Origin of the sequence: Pseudonocardia sp. ICBG1142 (assembly GCF_020496255.1) — a bacterium.
Lineage (GTDB): Bacteria > Actinomycetota > Actinomycetes > Mycobacteriales > Pseudonocardiaceae > Pseudonocardia.
In genome coordinates this window covers 427,611-444,009 of the sequence record NZ_JAHLJC010000003.1, presented here as the reverse complement: position 1 = coordinate 444,009, position 16,399 = coordinate 427,611, and the positions used below count along the sequence as shown (strand labels likewise).

The 16,399-nt window shown below is 73.3% G+C and carries 18 protein-coding genes; 16 read left to right on the top strand and 2 right to left on the bottom strand.

Annotated elements, in window-relative coordinates; all coding sequences use genetic code 11:
- Window positions 1–74: 74 nt before the first annotated feature.
- From KPL59_RS02205 to KPL59_RS02170, 8 genes are all read left to right on the top strand, one after another.
- Complete coding sequence (locus KPL59_RS02205; RefSeq protein ID WP_226351688.1) at window positions 75–1,064, top strand: LLM class flavin-dependent oxidoreductase; 990 nt, start codon at window positions 75–77, stop codon at window positions 1,062–1,064.
- 6 nt (window positions 1,065–1,070) lie between these two features.
- Window positions 1,071–2,075, top strand: a complete 1,005-nt coding sequence (fgd, locus tag KPL59_RS02200; protein ID WP_226359750.1) for a glucose-6-phosphate dehydrogenase (coenzyme-F420) — start codon at window positions 1,071–1,073, stop codon at window positions 2,073–2,075.
- A gap of 62 nt (window positions 2,076–2,137) precedes the next feature.
- A complete protein-coding gene (locus KPL59_RS02195) occupies window positions 2,138–2,614 on the top strand; it encodes a nuclear transport factor 2 family protein (protein WP_226351686.1) in 477 nt (158 codons plus the stop codon).
- Window positions 2,615–2,655: 41 nt separating this feature from the next.
- On the top strand, window positions 2,656–3,273 hold the full coding sequence (locus tag KPL59_RS02190) for an alpha/beta fold hydrolase (protein ID WP_226359749.1): 618 nt from the start codon (window positions 2,656–2,658) through the stop codon (window positions 3,271–3,273).
- On the top strand, window positions 3,185–3,505 hold the full coding sequence (locus KPL59_RS02185; RefSeq protein WP_374111586.1) for an alpha/beta fold hydrolase: 321 nt from the start codon (window positions 3,185–3,187) through the stop codon (window positions 3,503–3,505). Before KPL59_RS02190 ends, KPL59_RS02185 begins: the two co-directional genes overlap by 89 nt.
- Window positions 3,502–4,416, top strand: coding sequence for a DUF1028 domain-containing protein (locus tag KPL59_RS02180; RefSeq protein WP_226359747.1), 915 nt, complete (start codon window positions 3,502–3,504; stop codon window positions 4,414–4,416). Before KPL59_RS02185 ends, KPL59_RS02180 begins: the two co-directional genes overlap by 4 nt.
- Window positions 4,413–5,672: a M20 family metallopeptidase gene (locus KPL59_RS02175; RefSeq protein WP_226359746.1), complete on the top strand. Its 1,260-nt coding sequence runs from the start codon at window positions 4,413–4,415 to the stop codon at window positions 5,670–5,672. The genes KPL59_RS02180 and KPL59_RS02175 overlap by 4 nt, the downstream gene beginning before the upstream one ends.
- Before the next feature lie 18 nt (window positions 5,673–5,690).
- A complete protein-coding gene (locus KPL59_RS02170) occupies window positions 5,691–7,337 on the top strand; it encodes a CdaR family transcriptional regulator (protein ID WP_226359745.1) in 1,647 nt (548 codons plus the stop codon).
- Window positions 7,338–7,428: 91 nt separating this feature from the next.
- On the opposite strand, the gene KPL59_RS02165 is transcribed toward KPL59_RS02170, so the two are convergent.
- Both KPL59_RS02165 and KPL59_RS02160 read right to left on the bottom strand, forming a co-directional pair.
- Window positions 7,429–9,036 (bottom strand): cytosine permease, encoded by a 1,608-nt coding sequence (locus tag KPL59_RS02165; RefSeq protein WP_226359744.1) that lies wholly within the window; start codon window positions 9,034–9,036, stop codon window positions 7,429–7,431.
- Window positions 9,037–9,176: 140 nt separating this feature from the next.
- A complete protein-coding gene (locus tag KPL59_RS02160) occupies window positions 9,177–9,395 on the bottom strand; it encodes a hypothetical protein (RefSeq protein ID WP_226359743.1) in 219 nt (72 codons plus the stop codon).
- 52 nt (window positions 9,396–9,447) lie between these two features.
- Here KPL59_RS02160 and KPL59_RS02155 point away from each other — a divergent pair, with 52 nt between their 5' ends.
- The 8 genes from KPL59_RS02155 (at window position 9,448) to KPL59_RS02120 (ending at window position 16,343) form a co-directional block, all read left to right on the top strand.
- A complete protein-coding gene (locus KPL59_RS02155; protein ID WP_060712640.1) occupies window positions 9,448–9,822 on the top strand; it encodes a helix-turn-helix transcriptional regulator in 375 nt (124 codons plus the stop codon).
- 28 nt (window positions 9,823–9,850) lie between these two features.
- A complete protein-coding gene (locus KPL59_RS02150) occupies window positions 9,851–11,281 on the top strand; it encodes a substrate-binding protein (RefSeq protein ID WP_226351678.1) in 1,431 nt (476 codons plus the stop codon).
- Between the two features lie 125 nt (window positions 11,282–11,406).
- Window positions 11,407–12,951: an amidase gene (locus KPL59_RS02145; RefSeq protein ID WP_226359742.1), complete on the top strand. Its 1,545-nt coding sequence runs from the start codon at window positions 11,407–11,409 to the stop codon at window positions 12,949–12,951.
- On the top strand, window positions 12,948–13,652 hold the full coding sequence (gene nthB / locus KPL59_RS02140; RefSeq protein ID WP_020625489.1) for a nitrile hydratase subunit beta: 705 nt from the start codon (window positions 12,948–12,950) through the stop codon (window positions 13,650–13,652). The genes KPL59_RS02145 and nthB overlap by 4 nt, the downstream gene beginning before the upstream one ends.
- 3 nt (window positions 13,653–13,655) lie before the next feature.
- The gene (nthA, locus tag KPL59_RS02135; RefSeq protein ID WP_020625488.1) at window positions 13,656–14,288 is read left to right on the top strand and encodes a nitrile hydratase subunit alpha; all 633 of its coding nucleotides are present in this window, start codon (window positions 13,656–13,658) and stop codon (window positions 14,286–14,288) included.
- The gene (locus tag KPL59_RS02130) at window positions 14,285–14,695 is read left to right on the top strand and encodes a nitrile hydratase accessory protein (RefSeq protein ID WP_020625487.1); all 411 of its coding nucleotides are present in this window, start codon (window positions 14,285–14,287) and stop codon (window positions 14,693–14,695) included. The genes nthA and KPL59_RS02130 overlap by 4 nt, the downstream gene beginning before the upstream one ends.
- 53 nt (window positions 14,696–14,748) lie before the next feature.
- Window positions 14,749–15,600 carry a hypothetical protein gene (locus KPL59_RS02125; protein ID WP_226359741.1) on the top strand — a complete coding sequence of 284 codons (852 nt, stop codon included), beginning with the start codon at window positions 14,749–14,751 and terminating at the stop codon, window positions 15,598–15,600.
- Window positions 15,600–16,343: a nitrile hydratase subunit alpha gene (locus KPL59_RS02120; RefSeq protein ID WP_226359740.1), complete on the top strand. Its 744-nt coding sequence runs from the start codon at window positions 15,600–15,602 to the stop codon at window positions 16,341–16,343. The genes KPL59_RS02125 and KPL59_RS02120 overlap by 1 nt, the downstream gene beginning before the upstream one ends.
- Window positions 16,344–16,399: the final 56 nt, after the last annotated feature.

The window sequence follows — 16,399 nt, the reverse complement described above, 5'->3', positions numbered from 1 at the left end:
GACCAGCGCCGAGACCGGCGGACCGCATCGCGACGTCCGCGGTCGAGATCGGCAGGACCGCACCGGAGGACCCCATGACCGACCCCGCGCCCATCGGCGTCTTCGTCGCCACCTCGACCCCGCCCGAGCAGATCCCCGCGATCGCCGCCGCGGCCGAGCGGCTCGGCTTCGGAGAGCTCTGGGTCGCGGAGGACTACTTCTGCTACGGCGGCTTCACCGGTGCCGCGCTCGCACTCACCGCCACCGAGCGGATCCGGGTGGGCGTCGGCATCGTCGCCTCGGTCGCCCGCCATCCGGCGGTCCTGGCGATGGAGACCGCCACGCTGGCCCGCGCCTTCCCCGGACGGTTCCTCCCCGGCATCGGCCACGGCGTGCCGTTCTGGACCGACCAGATGGGCGTCACCGCCCGGTCCCCGCTCGCCGCGCTGACCGAGTGCGTCGAGGGTGTGCGCGACCTCCTGGCCGGGCGGACCGTCGACCGGGAGGGCAAGCAGTTCACGTTCCGCCAGGTCACCGCGGCACATCCGGTCGACGGCGACGTCCCGATCCTGACCGGGGTGCTCGGCCCGAAGTCGCTCGCGCTGTCCGGCCGGATCGCCGACGGCACCGTGATGAGCGTGCTCGCCGGCACCGCCTACCTGGAGTCGGCGCTGGAGCACATCAAGGCCGGGATGGCGCGGTCGGGCCGCACGACGCACCTGGTCCCGACCTTCGCGCTGACCAGCGTCGGCACCGACCGGGAGAAGGCCAGGGCCGCGGTCCGTCCGGCCCTGGCCGCCTACATCACCGCCGTCGGCCCGCACAACCCGCTGACCGGCGCCTTCGGCTACAACGACACCATCGCCGAGCTGCTCACCGCCCATCCGGACACCCTCGCCGAGGAGCTTCCCGACGAGTGGATCGACACCCTCGCGGTCGCCGGCGACCCCGACGACGTCGCCCGCCGGATCACCGAGCTCCGTGCCGCCGGCGCCACCAGCGTGGTGCTCTCCCCGGTGGTCGCCGAGACCGCCGCGGAGGAGCTGGAGCTGGTCGCCTCCACCGTCCTGCCCCGGTTCGTCTGACCGGCGATGACACTCAGGATCGGCTACAAGGCCTCGGCGGAGCAGTTCGGCCCGCGTGACCTCGTCGAGAACGCCGTGCTCGCCGAGCGGGTCGGCCTCGACAGCGTCTGGGTCTCGGACCACTTCCTCCCCTGGCGCGACACCGGGGGGCACGCCCCGTCGGCACTGACCTGGATGGCGGCGGTGGGGGAGCGGACCGAGCGGGTCGTCATCGGCACCTCGGTGACCACCCCGACCTTCCGCTACAACCCCGCCGTGATGGCCCAGAGCTTCGCCTCGATGGCACTGCTGACCGGGGGACGGGTCGTCCTCGGCGCCGGCACCGGGGAGGCGCTGAACGAGGTCGCGGTCTCCGGCATGGAGTGGCCCGAGTTCAAGGAGCGGTTCGGTCGCCTGCGCGAGTCGGTACGACTGATGCGCGCCCTCTGGACGGAGCGCTCGGTCGACTTCGAGGGCGAGTACTACCGGCTGGCGGGCGCCAAGATCTACGACCGGCCGGCGACACCCGTGCCCGTCTACATCGCCGCCGGCGGCCCGATGGTGGCCCGCTACGCCGGACGCCAGGCCGACGGGATGATCTGCACCTCGGGCAAGGGCATGGAGCTCTACACCGACAAGCTCCTCCCGGCGGTCGAGGAGGGTGCCACCGGCGCCGGCCGCGATCCGTCCGGTATGGACCGCATGATCGAGATCAAGCTGTCCTACGACCGCGACCCGGCCGCCGCCCGCGACAACTGCCGGTTCTGGGCACCGCTGTCGCTCTCGGCGGAACAGAAGCACAGCGTCACCTCCGCCGAGGAGATGGAACGCCTCGCCGACGCGCTCCCGATCGACCAGGTCGCGCGCCGCTGGATCGTCGCCTCCGACCCGGACGAGGCACTCGCCGGCATCCGGCCCTACGTCGACGCCGGGATGACCCACCTGGTGTTCCACGGCCCCGGCCACGACCAGGAGCGCTTCCTCGCCCAGTTCGCCGCCGACCTGTTGCCGCGGCTGCGCGAGCTGTCCTGACCCCCGCTCCCCGACGAGCCGCTCCCCGATGAGCGCTGACACCCCACGAGAAGGAGAGACCCATGACCGAGGTCAACAACCCCGACGACGTCGCGGCGATCCGCGCGGTGCACCAGTCCTGGCTGGAGTCCAACAACGGGCTGGTCCCGGAGAAGATGTACCCGAACTTCGCCAACCCCGGGTACCTCCAGTTCAACCTCAACGGCCACGAGTACAACGGGCCGGACGAGAAGTGGAAGCTCTGGGAGGGCCTGCACCAGATCGGCTTCAACCTCTCCGACATGACGATCGTCGAGGAGCCCAAGATCCACGTCGAGGGGAACCTGGGGTACCTCACGACGTACTGGAGCACGATCGTCACCGGGGAGAAGGAGAAGGGCACCGGGCTGATGGAGCCCGACCCCGAGCCGCTGGTGTTCCGCGTGACCGAGGTCTACCGGCGCGACGACGGCACGGGCAAGCCCGAGTGGAGGATCTGGCACTTCCACGCGTCGCCGGTCGCGGACCCGACCAGCCCGCGGTTCCCGCAGGACGCCTGACCCACCCCCACACCGACGACCACGTCGAGGAGAACCGCACGATGCCGTACGGAGAACGCCGGTACACCCGGGGGCCGGTGGGGGAGGTCTCCTACCTCCTCTGGGCGGGGGACAGGACCCGGACGGCCGTCCTCTACCTGCATCCCGTGAACACCGCGGCCGCGGTGTGGCGGGCCACGGTCGACGTCTCCGAGGTCGGGCCGGTGCGGGTCGCGGTCGACTACCGGGCGCACGGGCGGTCGGAGGAGGGCGGGTCCTACCTGCCCGCCGACTACGCCCGTGACGCGCTCGCGGCGATCGATGCCGAGGGCCTCGACCGCGTGCACGTGGTCTGCGGGTCGATCGGCGGAGCGGTCGCGGTCGAGCTGGCCGCGGCCGTCCCCGGCCGGGTCGCGAGCATCGTCGCGTTCGGTGCCACGCTGCACCTGGGCTGGTCCGACGACGTGCTCGACGACACCGAGAAGGACCTGCGGGCGCTCGGCGTCCGCGGGTGGTTCGACGCGCACGGTGCGGAGATCCTCGGCCCGGCCGCCCGGCCGCCCGGCCGCCCGGGCGGACGCCGCGGCCGAGCTGACCGGCCTGGCCGCAGGTGGTCGCGACGGCGACCGGAACCTCGACACCGTGGTGACGGTGCTGCGCACCACCTTCGGCGCCGCTGACGCCCGGGCCACCGCGGCCGGTCTCACCGACCGTCCCCCGGCGCGGGTCGTCGTCGGGACCCACGACCCGACCTGCCCGCCGGAGATGGCCCGGGAGCTCGCCGCCGCGCTCGGCGGCGACCGGGGCGGGGTCGACGTCGAGACCGTCCCCGACATCGGGCACCTGCCGATGCTGGAGGACCCCCGGGGAGTCGCCGAGTCGGTCCGCCGCTTCCAGGAGGAGCTGCGGTGACCTACTCGATCGTGGCCCGCGACCCGGCCACCGGACAGCTCGGGGTCGGGTGCGAGTCGCACTTCTTCGCGCCCGGTGCCGGGGTCACCCGGGCGGACCCCGGTGTCGGTGCCATCGCCACCCAGGCCTTCGTCGACGGGCGCTACGCCGGCGCCGGGATGGCCGCGCTCGCCGAGGGACGCCCCGCGGCCGAGGTGCTCGACGAGCTCGTGGCGGCCGACCCGCACCCGCAGGTCCGGCAGGTCGCCCTGGTCGGACGGTCCGGGGACGCGGCGAGCCGGACCGGCGGATCGTGCATCGGGTTCTGCGGCGGGATCGTCGAGGGGCCGGTCGCGGTCCAGGGCAACATGCTCGCCTCCGACCGGGTCCTCCCCGAGATGCTCGCGGCCTACCGGTCGGCCCCCGGTGATCTCGCCGAGCGCCTGATGGTCGCGATGGAGGCGGCCGAGGCGGCCGGCGGCGACGTGCGGGGCAGCCAGGGCGCCTCGCTGGTCGTCGTCGACGGCGAACCGGTCTCCGACCCCTGGAACCACCGGCCCGTCGACCTGCGCGTCGACGACCACCCCGACCCGGTCGGCGAGCTGCGCCGGCTGCTCGGGCAGCGCCGCGCGTTCGACGCGGTGTCCTCCACCATGTTCGCCCCCGGCCTGATGGTCGGCCCGTACCACGAGCCGTCCCCGGGCGACCGCGACCGGGCGCTCGCCCGGCTCGCCGCCGCCGCGCGGGTGATGGTCGGCAACCCGGAGGCCGACTTCTGGGCGGCGGTCCTGCTGGCCCGGTCCGGTGACCGGGCCGCGGCCCGCGAGCGGCTGGCCGGGCCGCTGCGGCAGAACCCACGCCTGCGCGGGTTCCTCGGCCGGATGGCCGAGGCCGGCTTCCTGGACCACGGCGAGATCGAGGAGCTGCTGTGACGACGGTCCCCACACCGACGACGCGGCGGATCCGGGCCGCGGTCGACGTCGACGACGTCGTCGGGCTCACCCGCGATCTCGTCCGGATCCGCTCGGAGAACCCGCCCGGCGGTGAGACCGAGGTGGTGTCCCACCTGCAGCAGGTCTTCGACGGCCTCGGCATGCGGGGCGAGGTCGTCGAGCCCGCCCCGGGCCGGCAGAGCCTGGTGGTGGGCACCGGCGACGCCGAACGCTCCGGCAAACCGGTGCTGCTGGTCAACGGTCACCTGGACACCGTCTCCGTCCGGCCGGAGGCGTGGCGGCACGACCCGTTCGGCGGGGCCGTGCACCACGGCAGGCTCTACGGCCGCGGATCGGCCGACATGAAGGGCGGTGTCGCCGCCGCGGTCGTCGCCCTGCGCACCTGCCGCGAGCTCGGCATCGAGCTACCGTGCGAGGTGGTCTTCCACCTGGTCGCCGACGAGGAGCTGGGCGGCCGGCTCGGGACCGCGGCGCTGGTGGAGCGTGGTCTGGTCCGGGCGGACGCCTGCCTGGACCCCGAGCCGACCGGCATGCGGCTGTGCCTGGCCGAGCGCGGTCTGCTGTTCGCCCGGATCCTCACCCGCGGCGTCCCGGCGCACGGCAGCGAACCCTCCCGTGGCCGGAGCGCGGTCATCTCCGCCGCCGGGATCGCGCAGGTGCTGCACGACAACGTCTACCCCCAGACCCCGCACCCGCTGCTGGGGACCACGACGTGCAACGTCGGTGCCATCCGCGGCGGATCGGGTCCGAACGTGGTGCCCGAGGAGTGCGAGCTGCGCATCGACCGGCGGATGCTGCCCGGCGACACCGTCGACGGCGCGCTCGCCGGGATCGTCGACCGCATCTCGTCACTGGGGCTCACCCGGGGGGCCGACTACGAGATCGAGGTCGAGACGTTCTGCGAGGCCTCGGAGATCGACGGGGACCATCCGTTCGTCTCCGAGGTCGCCGAGGCGACGAGCGCGATGACCGGGCGACCGGCCGAGCGGACCGGGCTGCCGTTCACCACCGACGCCCGGTTCATGCGCAACCAGCTCGGGATCCCGTCGGTCGTGCTGGGGCCGGGCGAGCTCGCCGTCGCCCACACCGTCGACGAGTACGTCGAGGTGGACGCCCTGGTCGAGGCGGTCGGCGTGTACGCGCTGGTCTACAGCAGCTTTACGGGCACGAAACGGCTGCGTGACACTGGGCTCGACCGGCGCCACCACACTGACGTGGGGGGAACGATCCGGTGAGCTGAGCGGAGGGCATCGATGGCGGTCTCCGGAGGCGGTCCCGCACTGGGGCTGGAGAACCTGCTCGGGGTGCTCGGCGGCGATTTCGTCGAGGTCGTGCACGCCCCGCTGGGTGTCACCATCCCGGTCAGCGCGATCGTCATCGCCGACACCGTGATCGTCGAGCGCATCGAGCGCGGCGACCTCGTGCTGGGCATCGGGGTCCATCCGGCGTCGCCCGAGGCCGAGGCGGCGATCGACGGTGCCGACCCGGGGATCGTGTTCGCCTACAAGGTGGACAGCGACGCCGAACGGGCCGCGCTGCGGGCGCTCGCCGAGCGACACGGCGCGACCGTGCTCGCGGTGTCGCCGGAGATGTCGTGGAACCAGCTGCACGCGCTGGCCCGGACCGCGGTGTCCGCCGCGGTCGCGACGGTCCCGGACCAGCGCGGCGTGCCGTTCGGGGACCTGTTCGCCCTCGCGAACTCCGCGGCCGCCGCGCTGGAGGGCCCGGTGATCGTCGACGACGAGCGGATGGAGGTCGTCGCGTTCTCCAGCCTGGGCGACCCGATCGACGAGATCCGGCAGCAGTCCATCCTGCAGCGCCGTCCGCCCCGGGAGTTCCTCGACTGGTGCGAGAGCACGGGCACGCTGCCCCGCGTCCGGCAGAGCCTGCGACCGGTCCGGGTGGTCCCGCCCGACGGTGCGGTCCGGCTGGTGACGGCGATCCGGGCGGGCAGCGACATCCTCGGCTACGTGTGGGTCGCGGAGTCCAAGCGCGAGCTCGACCAGCACTCCGAGGACCTGCTCGCCGAGATCGCCCGGCTGGCCGCGGTGCAGATGCTGCGTTCGCGCATCAGCGAGGACCTCGACCGTCGGGTCCGCGGCGACCTGCTGCGCAGCGCCCTCGACGGACGGGGCGACACCGCGGTGCTGGAGTCCCGGTTGGGGATCGGGACCAGCCGGTTCCGGCTGCTCGCCTTCGCCACGGACGCCCAGGGCGGCCGGGCGGCCGGTGGGCTGGCCGAGCTGCGCCCGCTGGAGGACCTGGTGGCCCTGCGGGTCGAGGCGTCCCGCCGCCGGGGCGTGGCGACGTCGCGGCAGGGCCGGGTCTACGCCGTCCTCCCCTCCGACGACGGGCCCGACAGCGACGTCGCCGCGCTCGCCGAGCAGATCGTCGGCCAGGCGGGCCGGCAGCTGCACCTCGACGTCCGCGCCGCCGTGAGCGGTGAGTTCCCGCGGCTCGACGAGCTGGGGGAGACCCGGTGCGAGGTGGAGCGGCTGCTCAACACCCCGCTGCTCGACGACTCCCGGCGGGTGGTGTCGTTCGACGACTCGGTCGCCCACGCCGTGCTGTCGGAGCTCACCGAGGTGATGCTGCAGCGTCCGCGCCTGCTGCAGGGCGGGGTCGCCGCGATGGTCGTCAGCGACCGCGACCGCGGGACGGAGTTCCTGCCCAGCCTGCGCGCCTACTTCGACGCCTGCGGTGACCTGACCGCCGCCGCCAAGACCCTGTTCGTGCACCGCAACACCCTCAAGTACCGGCTGACCCGCATCCGCGACGCGTTCGGTGTCGACGTCGACGACCCGGCGCAGCGGCTGGTCGCCGAGCTCCAGACCTCGGTCTTCGCGCAGCGCCCCGAGCTGCGGGCCGCGCTGCCCGCGGTGGCCTCGGTGCCGGACTGACCGGCCGGCACCGAGCCCTGCACCGAGCCCTGCACCGAGGCCGGGGCCGTCGGCGCCGCGGGAGTGCGCGGCGCCGACGACCCGTCCGTGCTCAGGCCCCGGTGGCCCTGGCCTCCTCCAGGACGGCGTCGGCGTAGGCCGCGCTGTCCTGGGCGTGCTCGGCACAGATCGGCCGGTGCCCGGCCGACGGGTCCCGGTCCATCTCGACCGCGACGTAGAACCGCTCGCAGACGTGACAGCGCACGTGGACCGACCAGGCGTCGACGACCTCGTCGCGGGGATCGTGCGGGCGCCGCAGCAGCGCCTGACGGGATCCGCGCAGCCACATGCCGGCGACCTGCACGAGCAGCGAGACACCGAAGGCCAGCGGCAGCGCCCACGTGCCTGCCCACGACGACGCGGGCAGGAAGGTGAGGAGCGCGAAGCCGACGACGCTGCCCGCCGACCAGGCACCGACACCGACCGGGTCGAACCGGGCGACCCGTCCGGGCCGCCACTCGGGGTCGGCGTCGTCACCGAGCCGACCGGCGAGCAGGAAGGCCAGCGCGCAGGCCGTCCAGGTGACGGTGAGCACGGCCTGGTAGCGCAGCGCGACCAGGATGAAGTCGAAGACGTTGCTGAGCATGACCGCGAAGACGATCACCCCGACCAGGACGCCCCACCCGGCCCGAGGGAGTCGGACGCGCGACAGCCGCGCCACGAACCCCTCGAGGTTGGTGACGGCGAGGTAGAAGTTCATCGTGTTGATCCGGGTCTGGCTCACCCACACGAACAGCAGGCCTACGAACCCCATCAGCCCGACGATGCCGAGCACCCCGGAGGTCTCGCTGAGCGCGCCGTCGGTCGGGATGGTCAGGGCTACGAACACCCCGACGACGCCGTTGACCAGGATCGTGAAGAAGTAGAACATCGGACCGAACGTCACCACGCGGTGGAACCGCACGTCGCCGTCCCCGACCCTGGCGAACCGGGCGAAGTCCCAGGCCGCGAGGAGCAGCACGAAGTCGGCCAGGTAGGTGGTGAACGCCCACCACCAGCCGGGGCCGCTCACGGCCAGTTCGCGGGGCCCCGAGTCCGCCCAGGACCCGTCGAACCCGAACTCCAGGCCGGCCCACACGACGGCGACGACGAGCCCCACCAGGTAGAGCGGGAACAGCCACCCGTTGAACCGGTCGAGGAACACACGCGCGGCACCGAGGATCAACGGGACGCTGTAGAGGACGACGACGGCGTACCAGAGCACGACCGGACCGCCGAAGTACGCCTGCAGGGCCACCGCGATGACCGAGCCCCCGAAGCACGCGAAGTAGACGGCCGTCACGGCCACCAGCAACGGGGTGATCACCGAGCCGCGCGAGCCGAACAGGGCGCGGGAGAACAGGTTCGCGGTGAGCCCGGTCCGCGCCGCGTACCCGACGAACAGCCAGGAGATCGCGGAGTAGACCAGCGCCGCGAGCACCATGCCGATGATGGCGTCCACCGTGCCCACGGTCAGCGCGACCAGGGCTCCGAGGATCAGCCAGAACATCGCGCTGGCGAGTGCCCACCAGACGCTCGCCAGCGACCAGCGGCTCATCCGCCACGACAGCGGCGTCGCGTGCAGGGTGTAGTCCTCGGTGGCCGCCGCGGCGACGACCACCGGGTCGTCGGTCGAGGAGAGTTCCAGCTCGGGGACGGGGCGGTTCCTTGCCTGTGACATCGGTTCTCCGCGGGTGTCGGGTCGTCGGAGGGTCGGTGCGACGACGCAGGCAACAGTGGCGGCGGGAACGGCGGTCCGGCATGCACGGTGCGGAGAAGCTGGCGGTCCTCGGCTGTGCGGTACGACCAGGTGCGGGTCGGTCAGGCGAACACCTGCACGGGCAGGCGGTCCATGAACGCCTCGTCCCGCGACAGCTGCCCGCCGCGGACCTCGATGATGTCCATCCCGGTCATGGTGATCGGCTCGATGCCGCTGTCTCGGGGGCGGATGTCGACCCCCCACAGGCAGGCCTGTGCGTCGGCACCGGCGATGCGGCGGTCGCTGAGCCACCTGCACGCGGTCTCGGTGGCCGTGGGCACAGCACCGCGACACGGGCACGCGTCGCGGAGCGGTTCACGCTACTATCCTGACGTGTCATCAGATCATGACGCTTCGGGCGGCGGCGGCAAGGAAGCGGGCCTCGCCTTCGACGCGCTCGCCGATCCCGTCCGCCGGGAGATCCTCACGGTGCTCGCCGAGCAGGAGGAGTGCAGCGCCGGAGACCTCGCCGAGCGCATCACCTCCGTCGGGCGCACCGCGGTGTCCACCCACCTGCGGGTGCTGCGCGTCGCGGGGCTGGTCACCGAGCGCCGCTCGGGCCGGTTCCGCTACTACGCGATCGATCCGCACGGCGCGGCGGCCGACGTGATCGCCCTGCTGCGGGCCTTGTTCCAGTCGACCCTCGACGAGGTGGGGGCGGCGGTGGAGGATCAGGGCATGACGTATCGGGCCGACGCGACCGGATGACCGGCGTGTCGTCACATCGGCGCTGACCGTGGGGTCGATCGCGCTCGCGGTCGAGAGGTTCGCCGCCGCGGCCCCGACGGTGGTCTTCGACCGGTTCGGCACCGAGGGCGCCGGCTGGCTGTTCGACGCGGTCTGCGACCGGGTCGCCGTCGGTGCCCCGGTCGCGCTGCGCGCACCGATCGCCGGCGGGCCCCCGGTGGACGTGCTGGGCCGGATCAGCGACCTGCGTGTCTCCCGGGCCATCACCATCACCCACGACCAGCCCTGGCGGGGCCGCATCCGGCTGCGGTTCGACGACGCGCCCGGTGGGACCCGCGTCCGGCTCGACGCCGAGATCGACCGCCGTGGGCTGGAGTGGCTGATGCGCCGCCGCGGCCATCCGCTGCCCGACGGCCCCGCCGACGGACCGCGGATCGGGGTGATCACCAGCCGTTCCGGGTCGGGCAGCCTGTTCGCCTCGGCCGTGGGGAACGTGGCCGCGCTCGCCGTCGAGGAGATCGACGCCTCGGGCGGGATCGGGGGGCGACCGCTGGAGCTGCTGGAGGCCGACGACGCCACCGACCCCGGCACCGGGGCCCTGGAGGCGATGCGGCTGGTCCGGGCCGGCTGCCGCACGATCTTCCTGATGACGACCTCGGCGACCTACCACGCCGTCTCGGCCGCCCTGTCCGGGCAGGACGTGCTGGTCGTGCACACCAACATGAACGAGGGCGGCGGGGAGTCCCGTCTGCGGATCCGGCTGGGGGAGCGGCCGGCCACCCAGCTCGCGACGGCGGCCCGTCCGGTCATGCGCGCGGCCGGCGGCCGGCGCTGGTTCCTCGCGGGCAACGACTACGTGTGGCCACGCTCGGTCAACGCCGTCGCCCGCGAGATCCTCCCCGGCCAGGGGGCGGTGCTGGTCGGCGAGGGGTACGCACCCCTCGGCGGCGGGGACGTCACCCCGCTCGTCGAGCGGATCGCCGCGTCCGGTGCCGACGTCGTGCTGAGCACCTTCGTCGGCGCCGACGCCGCGGCCTTCGAGCGCCGGTGCCACGCGTTGGGGCTGCGGGACCGCACGGTGAGCCTGGGCCCCGCCATGGACGAGGCGACCCTCGAACGGATCGGGCCGGCCGCGGCCGAGGGGATCCACGGGGTGTCCGGCTACTTCCAGCACCTGCAGACCGAGCGCAACGGGACGCTCCTGGAGCGGTACCGGCAGCGGTTCGGTCGGTGGGCGCCGCCGTTGTCGTCGCTGTCGGAGTCGATGTTCGAGGCGATCCACGTGTGGGCCGCGGCGGCCCGGCAGGTCCGCTCGACCGACCCGGTGGCCGTCGCCGACGAGATCCGGCGCGGCCGCTACGACCTGCCCCGCGGGACCCTGGACCTGCACGGCGAGCACCACGTCGACCAGCCGCTGTACCTGGCGGAGGCCCGCGGCACGACCTTCGGCTCGATGGACGACGGCCCCGCGCACCCCTGACCACGCCGTGTTGCCGGCGTGGGTCGCCGTGTTTCCGGATCTTGTCAATGTGTCTGCAAGCGTTGACACGATGAGGGGTCGGTCCTAGGTTTCTCGCATCCCCCGACGTGAGGAGCACCACCCCGATGGCGATACCCCCTCCCGATGCCGCCCGGCTGGCGGCGTTGAACGAGCATTACGCGTTCGGCCTGTCCGAGGCCGAGCTGGCCGAGTTCGGTCCGGCGGTCGCGGCGACGCTGGCTGCGTCCGATCGTGTCGAGGAGCTGTACACCGCGAGTGCGCCGGCCGCCCCGGAGCGGGTGTGGTCGGAGCCTGCGGACAACCCTCTCGGTGGTTGGTATGTGACGACGTCGGTGCCGGGTGCTGCTGAGGGTCTGTTGGCTGGGCGCACGGTGGCGCTGAAGGACAACATCTGTCTGGCCGGGGTGCCGATGACCAATGGGTCGGCGACGGTCGAGGGTTTCGTCCCGTCGCGGGATGCGACGGTGGCGACCCGGCTGCTGGCGGCGGGGGCGACGATCACCGGGAAGTCGGTGTGTGAGGACCTGTGTTTCTCGGGTGCGAGTTTCACCTCGCGGCCGTGGCCGGTGCGCAATCCGTGGGACACCGGCCGTAATGCCGGTGGTTCGTCGAGTGGGAGCGCGGCACTGGTGGCCTCGGGTGCGGTGGATCTGGCCGTGGGTGGGGATCAGGGTGGTTCGATCCGGATCCCGAGTGCGTTCTGCGGGACGGTGGGGCACAAGCCCACTCACGGGCTGGTCCCCTACACCGGGGCGTTCCCGATCGAGGCCACGATCGATCACCTCGGGCCGATCACCCGCACGGTGTCCGACGCCGCGCTGATGCTGACGGTCCTGGCGGGTGTCGACGGGTTCGATGCCCGTCAGCCCACTGTCCTGGACCCGGTCGACTACCTCGCCGCACTGGAGCAGTCGGCCGCCGGCCTGCGGGTCGGGATCGTGGTCGAGGGTTTCGGTCGCCCGGAGAGCGACCCGGCCGTCGACGAGGCCGTGCGTGCCGCGGTCGGCGCTCTGGCCGGGGCCGGGTTGGTGGCGGAGGAGGTGTCGATCCCGTGGCATCTGGACGGGATGGCGGTGTGGAACGTCATCGCGACCGAGGGTGCGGCCTACCAGATGGTCGACGGTAACGCCTACGGCATGAACTATCCGGGTCTCTACGATCCGGAGCTGATCGCGCACTACCACCGTCAGCGCCTCGCCCGGGGGGCGGAGTTGTCCAAGACGGTCAAGCTGGTCGGGCTCTCGGGCGGCTACACCTTCGGCCACGGCGGCGGCGTCTACTACGGCATGGCCCGCAACCTCGCGTTCGAGCTGCGTGCGGCCTACGACCAGGCGTTGAGTGGTTGTGACGTGCTGGTCATGCCGACCCTGCCCTACACCGCGCCGGAGCTGATCGGGCTCGATGCCGGGTTGGACACCTACCTGCCGACCGCGTTGGGGATGGTCGGCAACTGTGCCCCGTTCGACGTGTCCGGTCACCCCGCCGTCTCGGTGCCGGCCGGGCTGGTCGACGGGCTCCCGGTCGGTCTGATGATCGTCGGCCGGCGTTTCGACGACGCGACCGTCCTTCGGGTCGCGCACACCTTCGAGCAGGCCGTCGGCGGCTTCCCCGCCCCACCGGCCCTCGCCACAGTAGGAGGACAGCAGTGAACGGAGTCTTCGACCTCGGCGGGACCGACGGTCTCGGACCGGTCGAGAACGACCACATGAGCGAGCCCGTGTTCCGCGCCGAGTGGGAGAAGCGGGTCTTCCCCATGTTCGCCCAGAGCGCGCGTGCCGGACTCTTCAACGTGGACCAGTTCCGCCACGGCATCGAGAAGATGGACCCGGCGGAGTACCTGCTCTCGAACTACTACGAGCACTGGATGCACACGATCGAGCACTACGCCGAGGTCGCGGGCATCCTCGACCCGGCCGATCTCGAGAAGCGCACCCAGTACTACCTGGAGAACCCGGACGCGCCGCTGCCCGAGCGCGAGACCGACCCCGAGATCGTCGAGTTCGTCGACTGGGCGGTCACGAACGGGTTCCCCGCCAACCGCGAGTCCGACAAGGAGGCCCGGTTCTCCGTCGGCGACGAGGTCGTCATCGGGAACGAGAGCCCGTACGGACACACCCGCCGCGCTCGCTACATCCGCGGGCACCGAGGCGTGATCACCGCGGCGCACGGCACCTTCCTCTACCCCGACACCGCCGGCAACGGCCTCGGTGACTGCCCCGAGCACCTCTACACCGTCAAGTTCACGGCCGCCGAGCTGTGGGGTCCCGAGGCCGCGGACCCCAACGGCGTCAACTACTTCGACGTGTGGGAGCCCTACCTCACCCCCGTCCCCGCCACCCAGGGAGCCTGACCCATGACCGCGAACCCCACCGACACCCCGCTCCGCACCCAGGAGGAGATCGCCGCACGGGTCAAGGCCCTGGAGTCGGTCCTCATCGAGAAGGGTGTCGTGACCACGAAGGCGGTCGACCGCCTCGTCGAGGTCTACGAGAACGAGGTCGGTCCGCAGCTCGGCGCGAAGGTCGTCGCGAAGGCCTGGACCGATCCGGAGTTCAAGGCGCGTCTGCTCGCCGACGCCTCCGCGGCCTGCCGCGAGCTGGGCATCGGCGGCCTGCAGGGCGAGGAGATGGTCGTCGTCGAGAACACCGACACCGTCCAGCACGTCATCGTCTGCACCCTGTGCTCCTGCTACCCGTGGCCGGTCCTGGGCCTGCCGCCGAACTGGTACAAGGCGCCGCCGTTCCGGGCGCGCATCGTCCGCGAGCCCCGCAAGGTCCTCGCCGAGGACTTCGGCTACCCCCTGCCGGACTCGGTCGAGATCCGCGTCTGGGACTCCAGCTCCGAGCTGCGCTACTGGGTGCTCCCGCAGCGCCCGGCCGGCAGCGAGCACCTGTCGGAGGAGCAGCTCGCCGCGCTCGTCACCCGGGACTCGATGATCGGGGTCGGAGCGCCGAAGCCCGTGGTCACCGAGGCGGCCGGGGCATGAGCGAGGGGGTGCGCACCGACGCCACCGAGCTGGGCGACGCCCGCCGGCGGATCGAGAAGCTGGTGTGCGACATGCCCGGCGCCGACAAGCCGTTCTCCGAGCCGTGGGAGGTGCGGGCCTTCGCGATGGCCGTCGCCGCATACCACGAGGGCCACTACGAGTGGAGCGAGTTCCAGCTCTCGCTGATCGACTCCATCCGCTCGTGGGAGAAGGGCGACGGCGGCGAGCCGTGGAGCTACTACCTGCACTGGCTGGAGGCGCTGGAGACCACCCTGGCCTCCAGCGGCGCCCTGTCGGACTCCCTCGCCCTCGACGAGCGGACCCGCCAGGTCCTGTCCACCCCGCGCAACGCCAACCACCACGAGGCGCGGCGCGAGCCGGTCGCGATCTCGCCGGCGACGCGCTGAACCCGGTCGCCGGCCCGGTCCGTCTCCCCACGGACCGGGCCGGTGCCGTCGTCATGACGCCGCTCCCCGCATCCGCGCCCGCCGACGGCGGACCCGGCACGGTGCTGGTTTCCCGCGTGCCGCTCGGGCCCCGCTTCGTCGCCCGGTCCGGTCGTCCGCGGGGCTGGTCCCCGGCCCACCGGGTCCTCGGGCCGGAGCTGGACGACACCCTCGACCGCGTCGCCGACGAGCGCGGGACCGACCGCCGTGCCGTCGCGGCGGTCCTGCTGCTCGACCGCTACGCCCTGCGCCTCACCGCCCCGGTCCTGGCCGCGTTCCACGAGCTCGACGTCCTGCTCGACGCCCGGCCGGAGGTGGTCTCCCTCGGCCCGGACCCCCACACCCCGGGCTGGCTCGCCCTCGCCGCTCCCGGGCGCCCCGCCCGGGGGGACCGGGCAGCGCTGCGGGCGTCGCTGCTCGACGGGGCGCTGCTGCCGCTCGCCGACGACCTCGCGGTACGGACCCGGGCCGGGCGTCGCACGCTGCGGGCCGCGGTTGCGCACGCGGTGGCGCTGAGCATGCTGCACCTGTCCTGGCGGCGCCCGCGTCCCGACGCATTCGTCGGGCCGACCCGGGCGCTGCTGCACGACGCCGGGCTGGGCGGTCTGGTCGTCGTCGGTGCGGTGCGCGTCGACGGCACCGACTGGATGTCGGTGCGTCGCCGGGCGTGCTGCCTCGCCTTCCGGACCACCTCCGCCGCCGGGCGGTACTGCGGTGCCTGCCCGGTACGCCCCGCCGCCGCGGTCGAGTCCGACCTGGCCGACGCCGCCCGCTCGTTCCGCGCCCGCGCGGCGCCGGACCCGCGGCCGACCCCGCCGAACCCGCTGCCGAACCCGCCGCCGAACCCACCGGGGAGCACACCGTGATGCTGATGGTCGATCTGGTCGGTCGCGCGGCGCTGCGACGTGGGCTCACCACCACCGAGGCCGTCGACCGCTGGTACGACCACCACGCCGACGAGGTGGGGCCCCGGACCGGGGCCCGGGCGGTGGCCCGGGTCTGGTCGGGCGCCGCGCGCGACGGTGGCGCCGGCGCGCTGGGCGACGACCTGGGCCGGTGCGCCTGCGGCCGGATCTGGCGGGCCCACCACGACACCGACACCGTGCGCAACGTCGTGCTGCCCGCCGCCCCCGGCTGCAGCGGCTGGCCGGTGCTCGGGGTGCCGCCGAGCTGGTACCGGCCGCGTTCGGAGTACCTGTTCGAGACCGTGACGCCGGACGACCCCGCGGTGCGCACGGCGATCTGGACCGACTCGCCCCGCACCCACCACCTCGTGGTCCCTCGGGTGCCGGCGGGGGAGACCCGTGGCCCGGCCGCCCTCGAGTCGCAGGTCGGACGGGCTGCCCTGCGCGGCGTGCCCGTCGCGTCCGACGGCCCGGCAACGCCCGGGGACCCGGAGTGGGCGAGGGCGCTACCGGGCTACGTGCTCGACGAACGGCTCCTCGACCACCCCTGGGAGCTCCGCGCCCTCGCCCTGGTCCTGGCGATCGGCACCGACCGACCGGGCCTGCGGTCCGCCCTCGTCGGGGCCGCGGTGACCGCCCCGGTCGACGACGTCGGTGCGGGCTGGGTGCGCGCCGCCGCCGAGGCCGTCCGGCTCACCGCCTGAGCGGGGCAGCGCCGACCGCCGCCCGACCGCCGCCCGACCAGGACGACGGCCCGCGA